This is a genomic window from Cryobacterium sp. TMN-39-2, assembly GCF_004402745.1.
GTDB lineage: Bacteria > Actinomycetota > Actinomycetes > Actinomycetales > Microbacteriaceae > Cryobacterium > Cryobacterium zongtaii.
This window is the reverse complement of the sequence record NZ_SOFX01000012.1, coordinates 28,739-45,706: the sequence shown is the minus strand read 5'-3', so window position 1 is coordinate 45,706 and position 16,968 is coordinate 28,739. Positions and strand designations below refer to the sequence as shown.

General features: G+C 69.1%; 16 protein-coding genes. 14 read left to right on the top strand and 2 right to left on the bottom strand.

Annotation, left to right across the window (positions count from 1 at the left end):
- The first annotated feature begins 82 nt into the window (after window positions 1-82).
- Genes recA through dapF form a run of 5 tightly spaced genes read left to right on the top strand, consistent with a single transcriptional unit; the run spans window position 83 to window position 5,375 of the window.
- Window positions 83-1,219, top strand: coding sequence for a recombinase RecA (gene recA / locus E3O57_RS04565; RefSeq protein WP_103459431.1), 1,137 nt, complete (start codon window positions 83-85; stop codon window positions 1,217-1,219).
- 5 nt (window positions 1,220-1,224) lie between these two features.
- Complete coding sequence (locus tag E3O57_RS04560) at window positions 1,225-1,854, top strand: regulatory protein RecX (RefSeq protein WP_088455725.1); 630 nt, start codon at window positions 1,225-1,227, stop codon at window positions 1,852-1,854.
- Between the two features lie 37 nt (window positions 1,855-1,891).
- The gene (gene miaB / locus E3O57_RS04555; protein WP_088455726.1) at window positions 1,892-3,541 is read left to right on the top strand and encodes a tRNA (N6-isopentenyl adenosine(37)-C2)-methylthiotransferase MiaB; all 1,650 of its coding nucleotides are present in this window, start codon (window positions 1,892-1,894) and stop codon (window positions 3,539-3,541) included.
- Between the two features lie 6 nt (window positions 3,542-3,547).
- Window positions 3,548-4,456, top strand: coding sequence for a tRNA (adenosine(37)-N6)-dimethylallyltransferase MiaA (gene miaA / locus E3O57_RS04550; RefSeq protein WP_103480090.1), 909 nt, complete (start codon window positions 3,548-3,550; stop codon window positions 4,454-4,456).
- A gap of 37 nt (window positions 4,457-4,493) precedes the next feature.
- Window positions 4,494-5,375, top strand: coding sequence for a diaminopimelate epimerase (gene dapF, locus E3O57_RS04545; RefSeq protein ID WP_088455728.1), 882 nt, complete (start codon window positions 4,494-4,496; stop codon window positions 5,373-5,375).
- 66 nt (window positions 5,376-5,441) lie between these two features.
- Here dapF and E3O57_RS04540 read toward each other — a convergent pair whose 3' ends face one another.
- Complete coding sequence (locus E3O57_RS04540) at window positions 5,442-6,062, bottom strand: class I SAM-dependent methyltransferase (protein ID WP_103459429.1); 621 nt, start codon at window positions 6,060-6,062, stop codon at window positions 5,442-5,444.
- A 41-nt stretch (window positions 6,063-6,103) separates the two neighbouring features.
- Between E3O57_RS04540 and hflX the strand changes: the two genes are divergently transcribed.
- The 3 genes from hflX (at window position 6,104) to metE (ending at window position 11,312) form a co-directional block, all read left to right on the top strand.
- Window positions 6,104-7,648: a GTPase HflX gene (gene hflX / locus E3O57_RS04535; RefSeq protein ID WP_088455730.1), complete on the top strand. Its 1,545-nt coding sequence runs from the start codon at window positions 6,104-6,106 to the stop codon at window positions 7,646-7,648.
- A gap of 281 nt (window positions 7,649-7,929) precedes the next feature.
- Complete coding sequence (locus E3O57_RS04530; protein WP_103459428.1) at window positions 7,930-8,991, top strand: methylenetetrahydrofolate reductase; 1,062 nt, start codon at window positions 7,930-7,932, stop codon at window positions 8,989-8,991.
- Window positions 8,991-11,312, top strand: coding sequence for a 5-methyltetrahydropteroyltriglutamate--homocysteine S-methyltransferase (gene metE, locus E3O57_RS04525; protein ID WP_103480089.1), 2,322 nt, complete (start codon window positions 8,991-8,993; stop codon window positions 11,310-11,312). Before E3O57_RS04530 ends, metE begins: the two co-directional genes overlap by 1 nt.
- 87 nt (window positions 11,313-11,399) lie before the next feature.
- Here metE and lexA read toward each other — a convergent pair whose 3' ends face one another.
- Window positions 11,400-12,023: a transcriptional repressor LexA gene (gene lexA, locus E3O57_RS04520; RefSeq protein ID WP_240632483.1), complete on the bottom strand. Its 624-nt coding sequence runs from the start codon at window positions 12,021-12,023 to the stop codon at window positions 11,400-11,402.
- A 393-nt stretch (window positions 12,024-12,416) separates the two neighbouring features.
- Here lexA and E3O57_RS04515 point away from each other — a divergent pair, with 393 nt between their 5' ends.
- The 6 genes from E3O57_RS04515 (at window position 12,417) to E3O57_RS04490 (ending at window position 16,901) form a co-directional block, all read left to right on the top strand.
- Window positions 12,417-12,779 carry a LysM peptidoglycan-binding domain-containing protein gene (locus E3O57_RS04515; RefSeq protein ID WP_103480088.1) on the top strand — a complete coding sequence of 121 codons (363 nt, stop codon included), beginning with the start codon at window positions 12,417-12,419 and terminating at the stop codon, window positions 12,777-12,779.
- Between the two features lie 132 nt (window positions 12,780-12,911).
- Complete coding sequence (locus tag E3O57_RS04510; RefSeq protein ID WP_103480087.1) at window positions 12,912-13,997, top strand: histidinol-phosphate transaminase; 1,086 nt, start codon at window positions 12,912-12,914, stop codon at window positions 13,995-13,997.
- 9 nt (window positions 13,998-14,006) lie between these two features.
- The gene (hisB, locus tag E3O57_RS04505; RefSeq protein WP_088455735.1) at window positions 14,007-14,624 is read left to right on the top strand and encodes an imidazoleglycerol-phosphate dehydratase HisB; all 618 of its coding nucleotides are present in this window, start codon (window positions 14,007-14,009) and stop codon (window positions 14,622-14,624) included.
- Window positions 14,621-15,253 (top strand): imidazole glycerol phosphate synthase subunit HisH, encoded by a 633-nt coding sequence (gene hisH / locus E3O57_RS04500; protein ID WP_088455736.1) that lies wholly within the window; start codon window positions 14,621-14,623, stop codon window positions 15,251-15,253. Before hisB ends, hisH begins: the two co-directional genes overlap by 4 nt.
- A gap of 63 nt (window positions 15,254-15,316) precedes the next feature.
- A complete protein-coding gene (gene priA, locus E3O57_RS04495; protein WP_103459423.1) occupies window positions 15,317-16,063 on the top strand; it encodes a bifunctional 1-(5-phosphoribosyl)-5-((5-phosphoribosylamino)methylideneamino)imidazole-4-carboxamide isomerase/phosphoribosylanthranilate isomerase PriA in 747 nt (248 codons plus the stop codon).
- The gene (locus tag E3O57_RS04490) at window positions 16,047-16,901 is read left to right on the top strand and encodes an SseB family protein (RefSeq protein WP_103480086.1); all 855 of its coding nucleotides are present in this window, start codon (window positions 16,047-16,049) and stop codon (window positions 16,899-16,901) included. The genes priA and E3O57_RS04490 overlap by 17 nt, the downstream gene beginning before the upstream one ends.
- The last annotated feature ends 67 nt before the right edge of the window (window positions 16,902-16,968 follow it).

The following is a 16,968-nucleotide window of genomic DNA, read 5'->3' as shown; positions in this document are numbered from 1 at the left end:
GTCGAGGGCGGTCACCGGGATCCTCCCGCTGGTCGAAACGACAGCCTATAGGCGCCACGCGCACGACCCAAAGGAGCACACCATGGCATCAGCAGCAGACCGCGAGAAGGCACTCGACACCGCCCTCGCCCAGATTGACCGCCAGTTCGGCAAGGGCTCGGTCATGCGTCTCGGCAGCGACGATCGCGCGCCCGTCGAGGTCATCTCCACTGGGTCGATCGCCCTGGACGTCGCGCTCGGCATAGGTGGCCTGCCCCGGGGTCGCATCGTGGAGATCTACGGCCCGGAGTCCTCGGGTAAGACCACCCTCACCCTGCACGCCATCGCCAACGCCCAGAAGAACGGCGGCATTGCCGCGTTCATCGACGCCGAGCACGCCCTCGACCCCGACTACGCGAAGAAGCTCGGTGTCGACATCGACGCCCTCCTCGTCTCCCAGCCCGACACGGGTGAGCAAGCGCTGGAAATCGCCGACATGCTCGTGCGAAGCGGCTCCATCGACCTCATCGTCGTCGACTCCGTCGCAGCCCTGGTTCCGCGCGCCGAGATCGAGGGCGAGATGGGTGACTCCCACGTGGGCCTGCAGGCCCGCCTGATGTCGCAGGCGCTGCGCAAGCTCAACGGTGGTCTGAGCCAGACCAACACCACCATGATCTTCATCAACCAGCTGCGCGAGAAGATCGGCGTGATGTTCGGCAGCCCGGAGACCACCTCCGGCGGAAAGGCGCTCAAGTTCTACGCGTCTGTGCGTCTGGACATCCGTCGAATCGAGACTCTCAAGGACGGAACAGAGGCCGTCGGTAACCGCACCAGGGTCAAGGTCGTCAAGAACAAGATGGCACCGCCCTTCAAGCAGGCCGAATTCGACATCATCTACGGCATCGGCATCTCCCGCGAGGGCAGCCTGATCGACTTCGGTGTCGACCAGGGCATCGTCAAGAAGTCCGGCGCCTGGTACACCTACGACGGCGACCAGCTCGGCCAGGGCAAGGAGAACTCCCGCAAGTTCCTGCTGCGCAACCCGGACATGGCCAACGAGATCGAAACCAAGATCCTCAACAAGCTCGGTGTGGGCGCGGAGGGCAAGGCGGCCAAGAAGGCCGCAGACGACGCCGCCACCGCCGCAGCGGCCGCCGCGGCAACGGGTGCCGCCACGGGCACGGATGGCGCCAAGGTTCCGTCCATCGCGGCCAAGGCCGCCGCACGCAAGGGCGCCTAGCCGCCATGGTTCACTTCGAACCCTCCCGAGGCAAGACCGACGCCGGCTCCTCGGCCGGCCGGGAGGGCCTCGCCCCGGTGACATACCTGCCCGGGGCGAGCCCGGCCGATCAGGCCGATGACGCCGAGGACGAGGCGGCCGAGGAACGCGAGCACGCGGAGAAGCTACTGCTGCAGCGCCTGCGCGGCCGGTCTCTGTCGATCGTCGAGGCCCAGAAGCTGCTGCGGTCCACCGAGATCGACGAGGAGTCCGTGCAGGACATCCTCGAACGCTTCACCGAGCTGCACTACCTCGACGAGGAGAAGCTCGCCGACCAGATCATGCACAGCCACCACGAACGCAAGGGCCTGGGCCGCAGCGGCGTCGGTGCCGAAATGCGCCAGCGCGGGCTCGACGCCGAACTGATCGCCGAGAAGCTTGAGGAGATGCCGGACGACGAAGCCGAACGGGCCACCGAACTGGCGCTCAAGCGGGTGCAGCAGCTGGACAGGTTCGACGATGCCACCATCGATCGTCGGCTCACCGGCTTCCTGATGCGCAAGGGATACGCCTCCTCCGTGGTGCGCGACGCCGTCAAGGCCGCTCTCGCGTCCCGGCGGGGTTCCGGCCGCACCTCCACGGTGCGGTTCCGCTGAGGTCTGTTCACGACGGCACGCGTAAGCTGGGGGAACTATGAGCAGCGTCACCGCACCACCCCTCGCCACCCCGTCATCCCTCGACCCGTCGCCGCACAGCGCGACCGTGATCGCGCCGTCCTCGGCGGCGAGGGATGACGAGGGCCGGGCGCGCACCTATGAGGTGCGCACCTTCGGCTGCCAGATGAACGTGCACGACTCCGAGCGGCTCAGCGGCTCCCTCGAGGCGGCCGGCTACGTGTCGGCGGCGGGCGCCGAGGCCGACATCGTGGTGATCAACACCTGCGCGGTGCGGGAGAACGCCGACAACAAGCTCTACGGCAACCTCGGCTACCTCGCCTCGGTCAAGCGCAAGCACGCGGGCATGCAGATCGCCGTCGGCGGTTGCCTGGCGCAGAAGGACAAGGCCACCATCCTGGCCAAGGCGCCGTGGGTGGACGTGGTGTTCGGCACCCACAACATGGGGTCCCTTCCGAGCCTGCTCGAACGCGCCAGGCACAACGGTGAGGCCCAGCTGGAGATCCTCGAATCCCTGGAAACCTTCCCGTCCACCCTGCCGACCAAGCGCGACTCGAGCTACAGCGGCTGGGTCTCGATCTCGGTCGGCTGCAACAACACCTGCACCTTCTGCATCGTGCCCGCCCTCCGCGGCAAGGAGAAGGATCGCCGCCCCGGCGAGATCCTCGCCGAGATCCAGGCGCTCGTCGACGACGGCGCCATCGAGGTGACCCTGCTCGGCCAGAACGTCAACTCCTACGGGGTGGAGTTCGGTGACAGGTTGGCGTTCGGCAAGCTGCTGCGCGCCGCCGGCCAGATCCCGGGACTCGAACGCATCCGCTTCACCAGCCCGCACCCTGCCGCCTTCACCGATGACGTCATCGACGCCATGGCGGACACCCCCGCCGTGATGCCGCAGCTGCACATGCCGCTGCAGTCCGGCTCCGACCGGGTGCTCAAAGCCATGCGCCGGTCCTACCGGTCCACCAAGTTCCTCGGCATCCTCGAGCGCGTACGCGCGCAGATGCCCGACGCGGCGATCAGCACCGACATCATCGTCGGCTTCCCCGGCGAGACCGAGGAGGACTTCCTCGAGACCATGCGGGTCGTCGAAGAGTCCAGGTTCGCCACGGCGTTCACCTTCCAGTACTCCATCCGGCCGGGCACCCCCGCAGCCACCATGGCTGACCAGGTGCCCAAGGCCGTCGTGCAGGACCGCTACGAACGGCTCATCGCCCTGCAGGAACGGATCTCCTGGGAGGAGAACCGCGCCATCATCGGCCGTGAGGTCGAACTGCTCGTCGCCAACGGTGAGGGCCGCAAGGACGCCGACACCCACCGGCTCAGCGGACGGGCCCCCGACAGCCGGCTCGTGCACTTCGACGTGCCCGCCGGCTCCGACCTGCCCCGGCCCGGCGACATGGTCACCGTGACCGTCACCCAGGCCGCACCGTTCCACCTCATCGCCGACTCCCTCGACGGCACGCCGCTCCGTATCCGCCGCACTATCGCCGGCGACGCCTGGGACCGGGAGCAGGCCGAGTCCTGCGGTGTGCCCGCCCCGGCGGCGTCCACCGGCGGCGCGGTTTCGTTGGGTCTGCCGACCCTGCGGGTGGGCGGGCCCAGCCTGACCCTGCACGGTGGCGCCACGACGATCCCGATCTACCCGGTCGACGACGCGGAACGTTAGGACCCGGTGCTCGTTGTCATCGTCGGGCCGACCGGTACCGGCAAATCCGAGCTGTCCCTGGACGTCGCCGAACGGCTGATCACGGCCGGACAGCCGGCCGAGATCGTGAACGCGGACGCCATGCAGCTCTACCGGGGCATGGACATCGGCACCGCCAAGCTCGCCCCCGCCGAGCGCCGCGGGGTGCCGCACCACCTGCTCGACGTGCTCGACGTGGCCGACGAGGCCACCGTCGCCCGCTACCAGGTGGAGGCACGCGCCGCCATCACCGGCATCATCGACCGCGGCGCCGTGCCCATCCTCGTGGGCGGGTCCGGGCTCTACGTGTCCTCCGTCGTCTACGACTTCCAGTTCCCCGGCACCGACCCGGTGCTCCGCGCCCGACTCGAGGCCGAGCTCGTGGAGCAGGGCCCCGGCCTGATGTACGATCGGCTCAAGGTCGTCGACCCCGGCTCCGCGGCCCGCATCGGCGCCAGCAACGGCCGCCGGCTCGTGCGCGCCCTCGAGGTCGTCGAACTCACCGGCGCCCCGCACACCGCGGTGCTGCCCGGCGATCCGGTCTACTGGATGCCCGCCGTGACGCTCGGGCTGCGCCTGCCCCGCGAGGTGCTCACCCCGCGCCTGGACGCCCGAGTGGACCGCATGTGGACGGCCGGACTCGTCGAGGAGGTGCGCGCCCTCATCCCCGCCGGCCTGGAAGGCGGCGTCACGGCCAGCCGGGCCATCGGCTACGCCCAGGCCCTCGGCCAGGTGCACGGCACAATGTCGCAGGCGGATGCCGTCGAAGCGACCCAGCAGCTGACCCGGCGATACGCCCGCCGTCAGGTGAGCTGGTTCAAACGTGACCCGCACACGCACTGGATCGACGCCGACGACGCGGACCGGGTCGACCAGGCCGTCAGCCACCTGCCCTGACGCCGAATACCGTAGCCCGAGTCCCTAAACTGAACACATGGGCATCGATCTCCACTTCACCAAGGGCCACGGCACCGGCAACGACTTCGTGCTGTTCGCCGACCCCGACGGCCGACTCGACCTCACCCCGGAGCAGATCCAGGGCATCTGCGACCGCCAGTTCGGCGTCGGCGCCGACGGCATCATCCGCGCGGTGCGGTCGGCCAACCTCGATGCGGGTGCCGCGGCCCTCGCCGAAGACGACGGCGCCGAGTGGTTCATGGACTACTGGAACGCCGACGGAACGGTGTCGGAGATGTGCGGCAACGGCATCCGGGTGTACACCCGATTCCTCCTCGAACAGGGCCTCGTCGACCTCGGCCCCGGCGACACCCTGGCCATCGGCACCCGCAGCGGCGTGCGCGACGTGCAGCAGAACGCCACCGGGTTCCAGGTGGACCTCGGCCGGTGGCGGCTTGAACCGGGGGAGACCCTGGTGCGTGCCAAGAACCTCGCCGTTGCCCGCCCGGGGCTGGGCATCAACGTGGGCAACCCGCACGTGGTGGTGGCCCTCGCCGACGAAAACGAGCTCGAGAGCGCCGACCTGACCTTCATTCCGCAGCTGGACCCCGAGCCCGCCGAGGGCGCCAACGTGGAGTTCGTGCTGCCGCATGATCCGCTCGTCGTCGACGGCGTCGGCCGCATCCGTATGCGCGTGCACGAACGCGGCAGCGGAGAGACCCTCTCCTGCGGCACCGGTGCCGTCGCGGCGGCCCTGGCCACCCGGCACTGGGCCGGCCAGGGCGCGCCGAACCAGTGGCGTGTCGAGGTCCCCGGCGGCGTTCTGGGCGTGCGGATGTTCCCCACCGAAGACGGCGAGCACGTCTCCCTGTCCGGCCCCGCCACCCTGGTCTTCGACGGCACCCTCGCCCTCGCCTAACCCTGCCGCGAACCGTGACTTAGGCCCCTGGGTTGTGGGGCCTATCTCACAGTTCGCGGGGGAGCGTCAGGCGGGTTTGTGCGCCTGCAGGATGCGGAAGCCCTTGTCGGTGGCGTAGCGGGAAACCTCGAGGGCGCCGGGTTGCCCGGCGAACTCCTCGGCGAGCCAGCGGTGCAACGAATCGGAGCCGAGGTTGCGCTGCACGACGAGCCAGGCATCCGAGCCGGGCTTCAGACGCGGCAGCCAGTGCTCGAGCATCGTGTGCAGCTCGGCCTTGCCCACCCGGATCGGCGGGTTCGACCAGATGCCGGCGAACACGACGGAATCGGGAACATCCGCCGGCAGGACCGCGTTGATGTTGGTGAGCCCCAGGCTGGCGGCGTTCATCCGCACCAACTCGAGGGCTCTCTCGTTGACGTCGACGGCCCACACCGTGGCCGTGGGATCGGCCAGCGCCAGATGCAGGCTGATCGGTCCCCAGCCACAACCGAGGTCCAGCACATCCCCGCCGCCGGAGGGCAGCGGAGCCTCACGCATCAGCACCTTGGTACCGGTGTCGATGTGCTCGGGGGAGAAAATCGCGTTCGCGGTGGTGACCGCACGGATTTGACCGGCGATCTTCACGGTGATCTGCCGCAATTTCAGGTCGCTGCCCGGAGTCGACGAGAAATAGTGTTCGGAAGCCATACAGCGAACTTATCGAAAAAAGAGGAACTAGAGTTAAAGCAATGACTGATATAAACGCTCCACACGATGGCGATGACGATGTAGTTGCGCGCGTGCTGGCCAGCGCCGAGAGCCGGTCCTCCGGCTACTCGCTGTTCGCGAGCGGATCGGCGCAGGCCCTCTCGGCACGCCCGGCCAACGGCGGTTTCGACGGCGGCGACCACGACGGCGAACAGACCGAACGTGAAGACCGCAACGCCCTGCGCCGCGTCGGTGGGCTCTCCACCGAACTGCAGGACGTCACCGAGGTTGAATACCGCCAGCTGCGCCTGGAAAACGTCGTCCTGATCGGCGTCTACTCCGCCCGTAGCCTGCTCGACGCCGAGAACTCCATGCGCGAGCTCGCCGCCCTGGCCGAAACCGCCGGCGCCACGGTGCTGGACGGTCTGCTGCAGCGCCGCGCCACCCCGGACCCCAGCACCTACCTCGGCAAGGGCAAGGCCCTCGAGCTCGCGTCCATCGTGGCGGCGCTCGGCGCCGACACCGTGATCGCCGACACCGAACTCGCGCCCAGCCAGCGGCGAGCCCTGGAAGACGTGGTCAAGGTTAAGGTCATCGACCGCACCGCCGTGATCCTGGACATCTTCAGCCAGCACGCCAAGAGCAGGGAGGGTAAGGCGCAGGTCGAACTCGCCCAGCTCGCCTACCTGCTGCCCCGACTGCGCGGCTGGGGTGACTCGATGTCCCGCCAGGCCGGTGGCCAGGTCGGTGGCGCCGGTGCCGGTATGGGCTCGCGTGGACCCGGTGAGACGAAGATCGAACTCGACCGGCGCCGCATCCACACCCGGATGTCGCGACTGCGCAAGCAGATGCTGGAGATGAAGCCCGCCCGCGAGGCCAAGCGCGCCAACCGCAAGCGCAACGCGGTGCCGTCGGTCGCGATCGTCGGGTACACCAACGCCGGCAAGTCCAGCCTGCTCAACCGCATCACCAAGGCCGGCGTGCTCGTGGAGAACTCCCTCTTCGCCACCCTGGACGCCACTGTGCGGAAGTCCACCACGGACGACGGTCGGCTGTACACCTTCACCGACACCGTCGGTTTTGTGCGCAACCTGCCCCACCAGCTGGTGGAGGCGTTCCGCTCCACCCTCGAGGAGGTCGCGGACTCCGATGTCATCATCCACGTCGTCGACGCGTCCCACCCCGACCCGGCCAGCCAGCTTGCCACGGTGCGCGAGGTCATCGGCGAGGTCGGTGCCAGTGACATCCCCGAGCTGGTGCTGTTCAACAAGAGCGACCTGGTCAGCGACGACGACCGGCTCGTGCTGCGGGGCCTCGCCCCCCAGGCGATCTTCGTGTCGGCGCGCAGCGGCGAGGGCATCGACGAGGTGCTGCGGGTTCTCGAGACCATGCTTCCCCGTCCGGAAATCCGCCTGGAACTGCTGATCCCCTACGACCGCGGTGACCTCATCCCGATCCTGCACGAGCAGGGCAAGGTTCTGGCGTTGGACTACTCCGAGACCGGCACCCAGGTCACGGCCCTTGTGTCGCCCGGTATCGAGGCCCAGTTCACCCCGTTCGTGGTGGCACCGGCCATCTCCGGCTGACCCCGATCCGCCCGAAGGCGGCACCCGCTCCTGAGCCAGGAACGGGTGCCGCCTTTGGCCGTTAACGCCCCCGATCGGCCGCGAACGTAACAATCGGCCACGCAGCAGCGCGCCCGAAGGTGCGTTGTTAGAGTCATCACATTCGTTGCCGGCGGGATACTCTGCCCGGCATGGAGCGACAGCCGAGCCCGGCACCCGCCCGCGAGCAGCCGCCCGGTATCCGTGGCGGTCCGCGGCCGCCAGGCCCTTCGAACTGAACCCACCATGCCGAATGAGGAACCATGACAGCGACCCCCACGACCCCACCGGCGGACCCCGACTGTCGGTCGAGCATCCCGTTCTCGTTTGAGCTGTACCCGCCCAAGACGGATGCCGCGACGACGGCCCTGCATGCCACCATCGACGCCCTGGCTGCGGCCCGTCCGAAGTTCATCTCGGTGACCTACGGCGCCAGCGGTTCCTCCCGCACCTCGTCCCTGGACGTGCTGCGCTACATCCGCCGGGCCACCATCGTGGACCCGATGGCGCACCTCACCTGCGTCGGTTCCTCACATGCCGAGGCGAGCAGCCTGATCCGCGAGTTCCTCGATGCCGGCGTGAGCAGCTTCCTCGCCCTCCGCGGTGACCCGCCCGAGGGCCTGACCGAGAACGACGCCTTCCTCGGCGACCTGCACAGCGCCGGCGAGCTGGTGCAACTGATCCATCGGGTACAGGCCGAGCGAGTGCCGTACCAGGAGACCCCCATCCCCGGACTCCCTCGCGCCCGCGCCGTGAAGACCGAACGTGAGCACGTGCGCATCGCCGTGGCCGCGTTCCCCAACGGGCACCCGCGCTCACGATCCACCGCGCAGGACATCGACACCCTGCTGGCCAAGCAGGCGGCGGGCGCCAACCTCGCCATCACCCAACTCTTCTTCCACGCCGACCACTACCTCAGCTTCATCCAGCGAGCCAGGGAAGCCGGAGTGGAGTTCCCGATCCTGCCCGGCATCATGCCCGTCACCAGCCCCGGCCGGCTGCGGCGCATCCTCGAGCTCTCCGGGGAGGAATTGCCCGCCGAACTCTCGATCCAGCTCGAAGTGGAACCCACCCTCGAGGGCCAGCGCGAGATCGGCGTCAGCCACGCCGCCGCCCTCGCCGAGAAGCTCATCGCCGGCGGGGCTCCCGGCCTGCACCTCTACGCCTTCAACCAGCACGAGACCGTGCTCGCCGTGCTCGACCGCGCCGGCGCGCTCGCACCGGCACAACCGGTCGTCTCCGCTCACAACCCACCTCCGACCCATCCCTCGACCAGCCCTGCCGACACCCGTGCCGGAATCCACTCCACGAAGGACCACTACTGATGACCATCACCGTCCCCGCATTCCCCACCGGAACGATCCTCGGCTACCCGCGGATCGGCCGCCGCCGCGAACTGAAGAAGGCCGTCGAAGCCTTCTGGGCCGGTCGGATCGACGCCGCTCAACTCGAAGCCACCGCGGCAGCCCTGCGCAACACCACCCGGGAGCGGCTCGTCGGCCTCGGGCTCGGCCGCAGCGACTCGTCGATCCCGGAGAGCTTCTCCTTCTATGACCAGGTGCTGGATGCGGCGGTGACCGTCGGCGCCATCCCCACCCGCTTCGCCGGTCTCGTCGACGCCGACGGTCACCTCGACCTCGCCGGCTACTTCACCCTGGCCCGCGGCGCCGGCGAGAACCTGCCGCTCGAAATGACCAAGTGGTTCGATTCCAATTACCACTATCTGGTGCCGGAAATCGGCCCGGAGACGAACTTCCACCTCGCCAGCGACCGCATCGTGCGGGAGTTCGACGAGGCCGTCGCCGCCGGCTTCCTCACCCGACCCGTCATCGTCGGTCCGGTCACCTTCCTGCTCCTGGCCAAGCCGAGCGAAACGGCCCCGGCCGGCTTTCACCCGCTCGATCGCCTCGACGACCTGCTGCCGGTCTACGCCACCCTGATCGAGCGCCTCGCCGCCGCGGGTGCAGAGTGGGTACAGCTGGACGAACCGGCCCTCGTCAGCGAGAGCATCGACATCCCGCGCGACCGTGCCCTCGCCGCCCTCGCCCGGGCCTACGACGCCCTCGGCGGCCTCGACAGGCGGCCCGGACTGTTCGTGGCCGCGCCCTACGGCAGCCTCGACGACGCCCTACCCGTTCTGGCCAAGACCCCGGTCGAGGCCATCGGCCTGGACCTCGTGCGCGGCACGGTGCCCGCCGACGTGCCCGGCCTGGCCGGCACCACCCTCGTGGCCGGCGTGATCGACGGTCACAACATCTGGCGCGGCGACCTCGCGGCGGCGTTCGACAAGGTGGCCCAGCTGGGCGCGCTGAGCGACCGGATCGCGGTCTCCAGCTCCACCTCGCTGCTGCACCTGCCGCACGACGTCACCGACGAGACCAAGCTCGGCGCCGACCTCACCGGCTGGCTGGCGTTCGCCGACCAGAAGATCGGTCAGGTCGCCACCCTCGCTCGCGGCCTCTCCGAGGGGCAGGCTGCCGTGCAGGCCGATCTCGACGCGGCCACCGCGTCGCTGGAGGCGCGCCGGGTCTCGCCCGGCGTGCGTGACGGCGCCGTACGCGCCCGCCTCGACACCCTCACCCCGGCCGACTTCAGCCGCGGCGACTACGAGGCCCGCTTGGCCGCTCAGGATGCCGTGCTCGACCTGCCCCCGCTGCCGACCACGACCATCGGCTCGTTCCCGCAGACGAGTGATATCCGCCGCGCTCGCGCCCGCCTGGTCTCGGGTGAACTCGCATCCGCCGACTACCAGGAGCTCATGCGCGCCGAGATCGGCCGGGTCGTGCAGCTGCAGGAAGACCTCGGCCTCGACGTTCTCGTCCACGGTGAACCCGAGCGCAACGACATGGTGCAGTACTTCGCCGAGAACCTCGATGGCTTCACCGTCACCGAGAACGGCTGGGTGCAGTCCTACGGCAGCCGGTGCACCCGTCCGTCGATCCTGTGGGGCGACGTCCGGCGGCCGGCGCCCATCACCGTGGAGTGGTCCAGCTACACCCAGACCCTCACCGAGAAGCCGGTCAAGGGGATGCTCACCGGACCGGTCACCATCCTGGCCTGGTCGTTCGTGCGCGACGATCAGCCGCTGGGGGAGACCGCCCGGCAAGTGGCGCTCGCGCTGCGCGACGAGATCGGTGACCTCGAGGCGGCCGGTATCCGGGTGGTGCAGGTCGACGAGCCCGCGCTGCGCGAGCTTCTGCCCCTGAAGAAGAAGGACCACGCCGACTACCTGGACTGGTCGGTCGGGTCGTTCAGGCTCGCTACCGCGGGGGTCGCCGACCAGACCCAGATCCACACCCACCTCTGCTACTCGGAGTTCGGGGTCGTCATCGACGCGATACGCAACCTGGACGCCGACGTGACCAGCATCGAGGCCGCCCGGTCGAAGATGGAGGTCGTCGCCGACCTGCAGACCAGTGGCTTCGACCACGGCATCGGCCCGGGCGTCTACGACATCCACTCGCCGCGGGTGCCCGGTGTGGCCGAGATCACCGAACTTCTCGAGCGGGCCTTGCAATCGATCCCCGCTCGCCAGGTCTGGGTGAACCCGGACTGCGGGCTGAAGACCCGCGGGTATGCGGAGACCGTGGAGTCCCTGCGCAACGTCGTCGATGCCACCCGCGCGGTTCGGGCGACGCTGGTCTGACCTCGCTCGCTCTGACTACGCCGGCACAACACGAAGGCCCGACCCCTTGCGGGGTCGGGCCTGTTGTGTGCCTGGAGCGGTGCGGATCTAGACCGAACGCAACACCGCGACGACCTTGCCGAGGACCTCGGCGAAGTCACCCAGAATCGGCTCGAAGTTGGTGTTGCGGGGGAGCAGCCAGGTGTGGCCGTCGCGCTGTCGCAGCACCTTCACCGTGGCTTCGCCGTCGAGCATGGCGGCGACGATCTCGCCGTTCTCCGCGGTCTTCTGCTGGCGGATGACCACCCAGTCGCCATCGCAGATGGCGGCGTCGATCATCGAATCACCGACGACCTTGAGCATGAACAGCTCGCCCTTGCCCACCAGTTGGCGGGGGAGCGGGAAGATCTCGTCGATCTGCTGGTCGGCCATGATCGGGATACCGGCGGCGATGCGGCCGACGAGCGGCACCATCGCCGCATCACCCACCTGGATGCCGGACTGGTAGTCATCGGCGGCGCCGGGCGTGACTTCCTCTGAGGACTGAGGCAGCTCGATAAGCACCTCGAGCGCGCGCGGCCGGTGCGGGTCGCGCCGCAGGTACCCGCTCAGCTCGAGCTGGTGCAGCTGGTGGGTCACGCTCGACAACGAGGACAGACCAACGGCATCGCCGATCTCGCGCATGCTCGGCGGGTAACCGCGGTCGCGCACCGAACGCTGGATGACGTCCATCACAGCGCGCTGTTTGTCGCTCAGGCTCTTGCGGCGTCGCGTGCCGCCCTTGTCCCGAGGTGTGCTCTGTTGTGCCACGTTGACGCTCCTCTGGTTAGTCGGTTCGGGCTGGTGCTGGTGGGGCTCGTGCTCGCCGGGCTGATGCTCGTCGGGCTCATACTTCTCGGGCTCGGGCAGCAATGTCGGTGGTGTCTGTTTGAGTACAGCTACCCGATCGAAACTGTAGCCACAGAGCAGCGGTTCGTAGACATGCATTCGAGTGTGTTGCGGAATCTGTCTCCATAATATCCGGAAACAGGGTTGATTGTTCGAACACTCGAAGATATATTCGGAACATAGATTCGCATCTGGCCCTCCCGGCCGAGGGTCAGATGCGTTACCAGGAGGTTTGACATGAGCGCAGCATCTGCAGCACCGGACAACCACAGCCCGGCCACCCCGCCCACCACACACCTGCGGCTGACCCGCCGCGGGCGGGCCGTTTTCACGGCCCTCGCCGCAGTGCCCCTGGTACTCGGCGTCATCGGCATCGCCGTCAACGGCGGCATGGCCGCGGCAGAGGGTAGCGCGGGTATCGGCGCGGCCGCGTTCGACTACGTCACCATTGAGGCCGGCCAGTCGCTCTGGCAGCTGGCCGAGTCTGTCGCCCCCGGACAAGACCCGCGCGACGTGATCATTGACATCGTCAACCTCAACCAGCTGTCCTCCGAGGCCGTGCAGCCCGGCCAGCGCCTCGCCCTTCCCGCCGACTACTGAGCCGCCCAGCTCAGCCCGAGCCGCTCAGCCCGAGCCGCTCAACCCGGTGCCGCTCAGCCCGGAGCCGCTCGCCCCGCCCCGCCCTGCCTCGGATACGAGGGGTCGGCCGCGGGCGCAACTAAGCTTGTTCGGGTGACCAGCCTCGACGACCTGCCCCTGCGTGCCAACCTCCGCGGACAAATCCCTTACGGAGCACCCCAGCTGCACGTGCCGGTGGCGTTGAACGTCAACGAGAACACCCACCCGATCCCGCCCGCGGTCGCCGCCGACATCGCGGAGGCCCTGGCCGAGGCCATCCTCACCGTCAACAGGTACCCCGACCGGGAATTCGGCCAGCTGCGCGACGCCCTCGCCGGCTACCTCGGTCACGGTCTCACCCGCGACAACATCTGGGCCGCCAACGGTTCCAACGAGGTTCTGCAGCAGGTTCTGCAGGCCTTCGGCGGGCCGGGCCGGTCGCTGCTCGGCTACGCGCCGACCTACTCGATGTACTCGATCCTCGCCTCCGGCACCGATACCCGCTGGATCCCCGGCGGCCGCGACGCCGACTACGAACTTTCGCCGGAGACCGCCGCCCGCTGGGTGGAGGAAACCTCGCCCGACATCGTCTTCCTCTGCTCACCGAACAACCCGACCGGCACCCCGTTGTCGCTGGAGGCCATCGCGGCCGTCTACGACGCCACCCCCGGCATCGTTGTCGTCGACGAGGCCTACGCCGAGTTCGCACCGGACGGCACCGACAGCGCCCTCACCCTGCTGCCCGGCCGGGAGCGCTTGCTCGTGTCCCGGACCATGAGCAAGGCCTTCGCTTTCGCCGGCGTGCGGCTGGGCTACCTGGCCGCCGACCCGGCTGTCACGGACGCGCTGCGCCTGGTCCGGCTGCCCTACCACCTGTCCGCCCTCACCCAGGCGGCGGCCGTGGCCGCGCTCGCCCACACCGGTGAGATGCTCGCCATGGTCGACGACATCCGGGTGCAACGCGATCGCCTGGTGACCGAACTGACGAAGCTCGGCTTCAGCCCACTGCGCAGCGGAAGCAACTTCGTGTTGTTCGGCGGAGTCTCCGACCCGCACGCGATCTTCCAGGCACTCCTGGCCGAAGGCATCCTGATCCGCGACGTCGGTATCCCCGGCCACCTCCGGGTCTCGGCCGGCACCGAAGCCGAGACGAGCGCGTTCCTGGCCGCCATCGCACGGCTCCGCCCGATAGCCGAATAAACTAACGCCATGAGCAACGTCACGCCCTCGCCTCGCCGTGCCCACCTGCAGCGCGAAACGAGCGAATCGAGCATCGACCTCTCGATCAACCTCGACGGCACCGGGGTGAGCGACATCCACACCAGCGTGCCGTTCTACGACCACCTGCTCACGGCGTTCGCGAAGCACTCGCTGACCGATCTGACCGTGCACGCCAAGGGCGACATCGAGATCGATGTGCACCACACCGTCGAGGACATCGGCATCGTGCTGGGCCAGGCCATCAAGCAGGCCCTCGGTGACAAGGCCGGCATCTCCCGCTACGGCGACGCCCTGGTGCCGCTGGACGAAGCCCTCGTGCAGGCCGTCGTGGACATCTCCGGTCGGCCGTACCTCGTGCACACCGGCGAGCCCGCCGGATTCGAATTCCACCTCATCGGCGGGCACTTCACCGGCTCAATGGTGCGGCACGTTTTCGAGGCCATCTCCTTCAACGCCGCGTTGACCGTGCACGTCACCGTCCTCGGCGGCCGCGACCCCCACCACATCGCCGAAGCCGAGTTCAAGGCCTTCGCCCGAGCCTTCCGCCAGGCCAAGGCCTACGACCCGCTGGTCTCCGGCATCCCGTCCACCAAGGGCGCACTGTGACCTCGGTCGTCGTCCTGGACTACGGCACGGGCAATGTGCACTCGGCCGTTAAGGCGCTCGAACTCGCCGGCGCCGACGTCACCCTCACCGGCGACCGCAAGCTCGCGCTCGAGGCCGACGGACTCCTGGTCCCCGGCGTCGGCGCGTTCAGCGCCGTGATGGCGGCGCTGAACGACGCCCACGGCGGCGACATCATCGACAAGCGCCTCTCCGGCGGGCGGCCGGTGATGGGCATCTGCGTGGGCATGCAGGTCATGTTCGAACACGGCGTCGAGCGCGGCATCGACACCGCGGGCCTCGGCGAGTGGCCGGGAACCGTCACCGCCCTGCCGGCACCGGTACTGCCGCACATGGGCTGGAACACCGTCACGCCCGACCCCGACACCGTGCTGTTCCGCGGACTGGAAGAGGAACGGTTCTACTTCGTGCACTCCTATGCCGCCCAGGAATGGAGCCTCGACGTGATGCCGCCGTTCCCGGTTCCCCGCCTCACCTGGGCCGAGCACGGCGCCCCGTTCCTCGCCGCCGTGGAGAACGGTCCGTTGTCGGCCACCCAGTTCCACCCCGAGAAAAGCGGCGACGCGGGCATCCGGCTGCTGAAGAACTGGCTCGGCACGCTCCGCGACTAGACATTCCCCCGTCGGTCGCTCCATCGCGGCCGCACCAACACGAAAAGGTCACCACAGCACATCATGAGCGAGTTCAACAAGACCCCGAAGCTGGTCCTCCTGCCCGCCGTCGACGTCGCCGACGGCAAGGCCGTCCGTCTCACCCAGGGTGAGGCCGGTACCGAGACCAACTACGGCGACCCGATGGATGCCGCCCTCGACTGGGCGAACCAGGGCGCGGAGTGGATCCACCTCGTCGACCTCGACGCCGCATTCGGGCGCGGTAACAACACCGCTGTGCTCAAGAAGGTCATCAAGCAGCTCCGCGGCGTGAATGTGGAGCTCTCCGGCGGCATCCGCGACGACAAGTCGCTCGAAGCGGCGCTGAACACCGGCGTCAAGCGAATCAACCTGGGCACCGCCGCACTGGAGAACCCCGAGTGGGCCGCCAACGTGATCGCCCAGTACGGCGACGCCATCGCGGTGGGACTGGATGTGCGCGGCACCACCCTTGCCGCCCGCGGCTGGACCAAGGACGGCGGCGACCTGTGGCAGGTGCTGGAGCGCCTCGAAGAGGCCCGCTGCACCCGCTACGTCGTCACCGACGTCACCAAGGACGGCACCCTCAAGGGGCCGAACATCGAACTGCTGCGCGAAGTGATGGAGCGCACCCACCGCCCCGTGATCGCCTCCGGAGGTATCTCCAGCCTCGACGACATCGCCGCGCTGCGCGAACTGGTACCCCTCGGCCTGGAAGGCGCGATCGTGGGCAAGGCCCTCTACGCGGGCGCCTTCACCCTCGCCGAGGCGCTGGATGTCTCCGGCGCGTAACCTCGGCTCGACCGGTCGGCCTGACCCCGCCGGCGGCTCCGCCGGTGGGGCTGCCGGTGACACGTCCGCGGATTCGGCCGGCCAGCCCTGGGCGAACCGGTCGCTGGAGGACACCGCGTTCGCCGACGACGACGGCCTCGCGCCGCCCGCCCTGCTGCGTGCGCTCCGCCGCTTCCAGGCCCGCGAGACCGGCGAGGAGGACGTCGTCGACGCCTTCCGTTCGGCGCGCCTGCTGATCCCTCTGGTCACCGCCCTCGGCGCGGATGAGGCCGGCACCGTTTCAGACGGAGCCGCCGGCCCGCACGGGCTGCGGGTGGACAAGACCCAGGAACTGTCGATCATCACCGTGGCCGGCCCGGACGGCCGCGCGGTGTTCCCGGTGTTCTCCTCGGCCGCAGCCATGCACCAGTGGAACGCCCAGGCGCGCCCGGTGCCCGCCGACGCCGTGCGGGTGGCACTGGCGGCGGCCCAGGAGAGCACCGACCTCGTGGTGCTCGACCCCACCGCCGACACCGAGTTCGCGGTGCGCCGACCGGCGCTCTGGGCGATCGCCCAGGGCGCGCCCTGGACCCCCAGCTACGCCAGCCGCTCCGTCGCCGTGGCGTTCGAGGAGTCCATCGCGACCGAGCTGTCAGTGCTCTCCGTGAGCCTGACCGCGGGCGACCCGCAGTCGCGGCTGGCGGGGCCCGAACTGATCGTGCGCCTCGAACTCGTCGACGGGCTCAACCGTGCCGTCCTGGACGCCACCCTGGCCCGCCTCGCGGCGCGCTGGGCGGCCAACGATGTGATCGCCACCGGGGTGGACTCCCTGCGGGTGCAGCTCGTCGCCTCGGCCTGACCCTCCACGCCCGCCGCCCGCCCGGCCCATCCGTCACCCGCAGAAACAACAGATAAGAGCGGCTTCC

Coding starts and splice junctions, on each gene's coding strand:
- recA (WP_103459431.1), top strand. CDS start 83: ATGGCATCAGCAGCAGACCGCGAGAAGGCACTCGACACCGCCCTCGCC.
- E3O57_RS04560 (WP_088455725.1), top strand. CDS start 1,225: ATGGTTCACTTCGAACCCTCCCGAGGCAAGACCGACGCCGGCTCCTCG.
- miaB (WP_088455726.1), top strand. CDS start 1,892: ATGAGCAGCGTCACCGCACCACCCCTCGCCACCCCGTCATCCCTCGAC.
- dapF (WP_088455728.1), top strand. CDS start 4,494: ATGGGCATCGATCTCCACTTCACCAAGGGCCACGGCACCGGCAACGAC.
- E3O57_RS04540 (WP_103459429.1), bottom strand. CDS start 6,062: ATGGCTTCCGAACACTATTTCTCGTCGACTCCGGGCAGCGACCTGAAA.
- hflX (WP_088455730.1), top strand. CDS start 6,104: ATGACTGATATAAACGCTCCACACGATGGCGATGACGATGTAGTTGCG.
- E3O57_RS04530 (WP_103459428.1), top strand. CDS start 7,930: ATGACAGCGACCCCCACGACCCCACCGGCGGACCCCGACTGTCGGTCG.
- metE (WP_103480089.1), top strand. CDS start 8,991: ATGACCATCACCGTCCCCGCATTCCCCACCGGAACGATCCTCGGCTAC.
- lexA (WP_240632483.1), bottom strand. CDS start 12,023: ATGGACGTCATCCAGCGTTCGGTGCGCGACCGCGGTTACCCGCCGAGC.
- E3O57_RS04515 (WP_103480088.1), top strand. CDS start 12,417: ATGAGCGCAGCATCTGCAGCACCGGACAACCACAGCCCGGCCACCCCG.
- hisB (WP_088455735.1), top strand. CDS start 14,007: ATGAGCAACGTCACGCCCTCGCCTCGCCGTGCCCACCTGCAGCGCGAA.
- priA (WP_103459423.1), top strand. CDS start 15,317: ATGAGCGAGTTCAACAAGACCCCGAAGCTGGTCCTCCTGCCCGCCGTC.
- E3O57_RS04490 (WP_103480086.1), top strand. CDS start 16,047: ATGTCTCCGGCGCGTAACCTCGGCTCGACCGGTCGGCCTGACCCCGCC.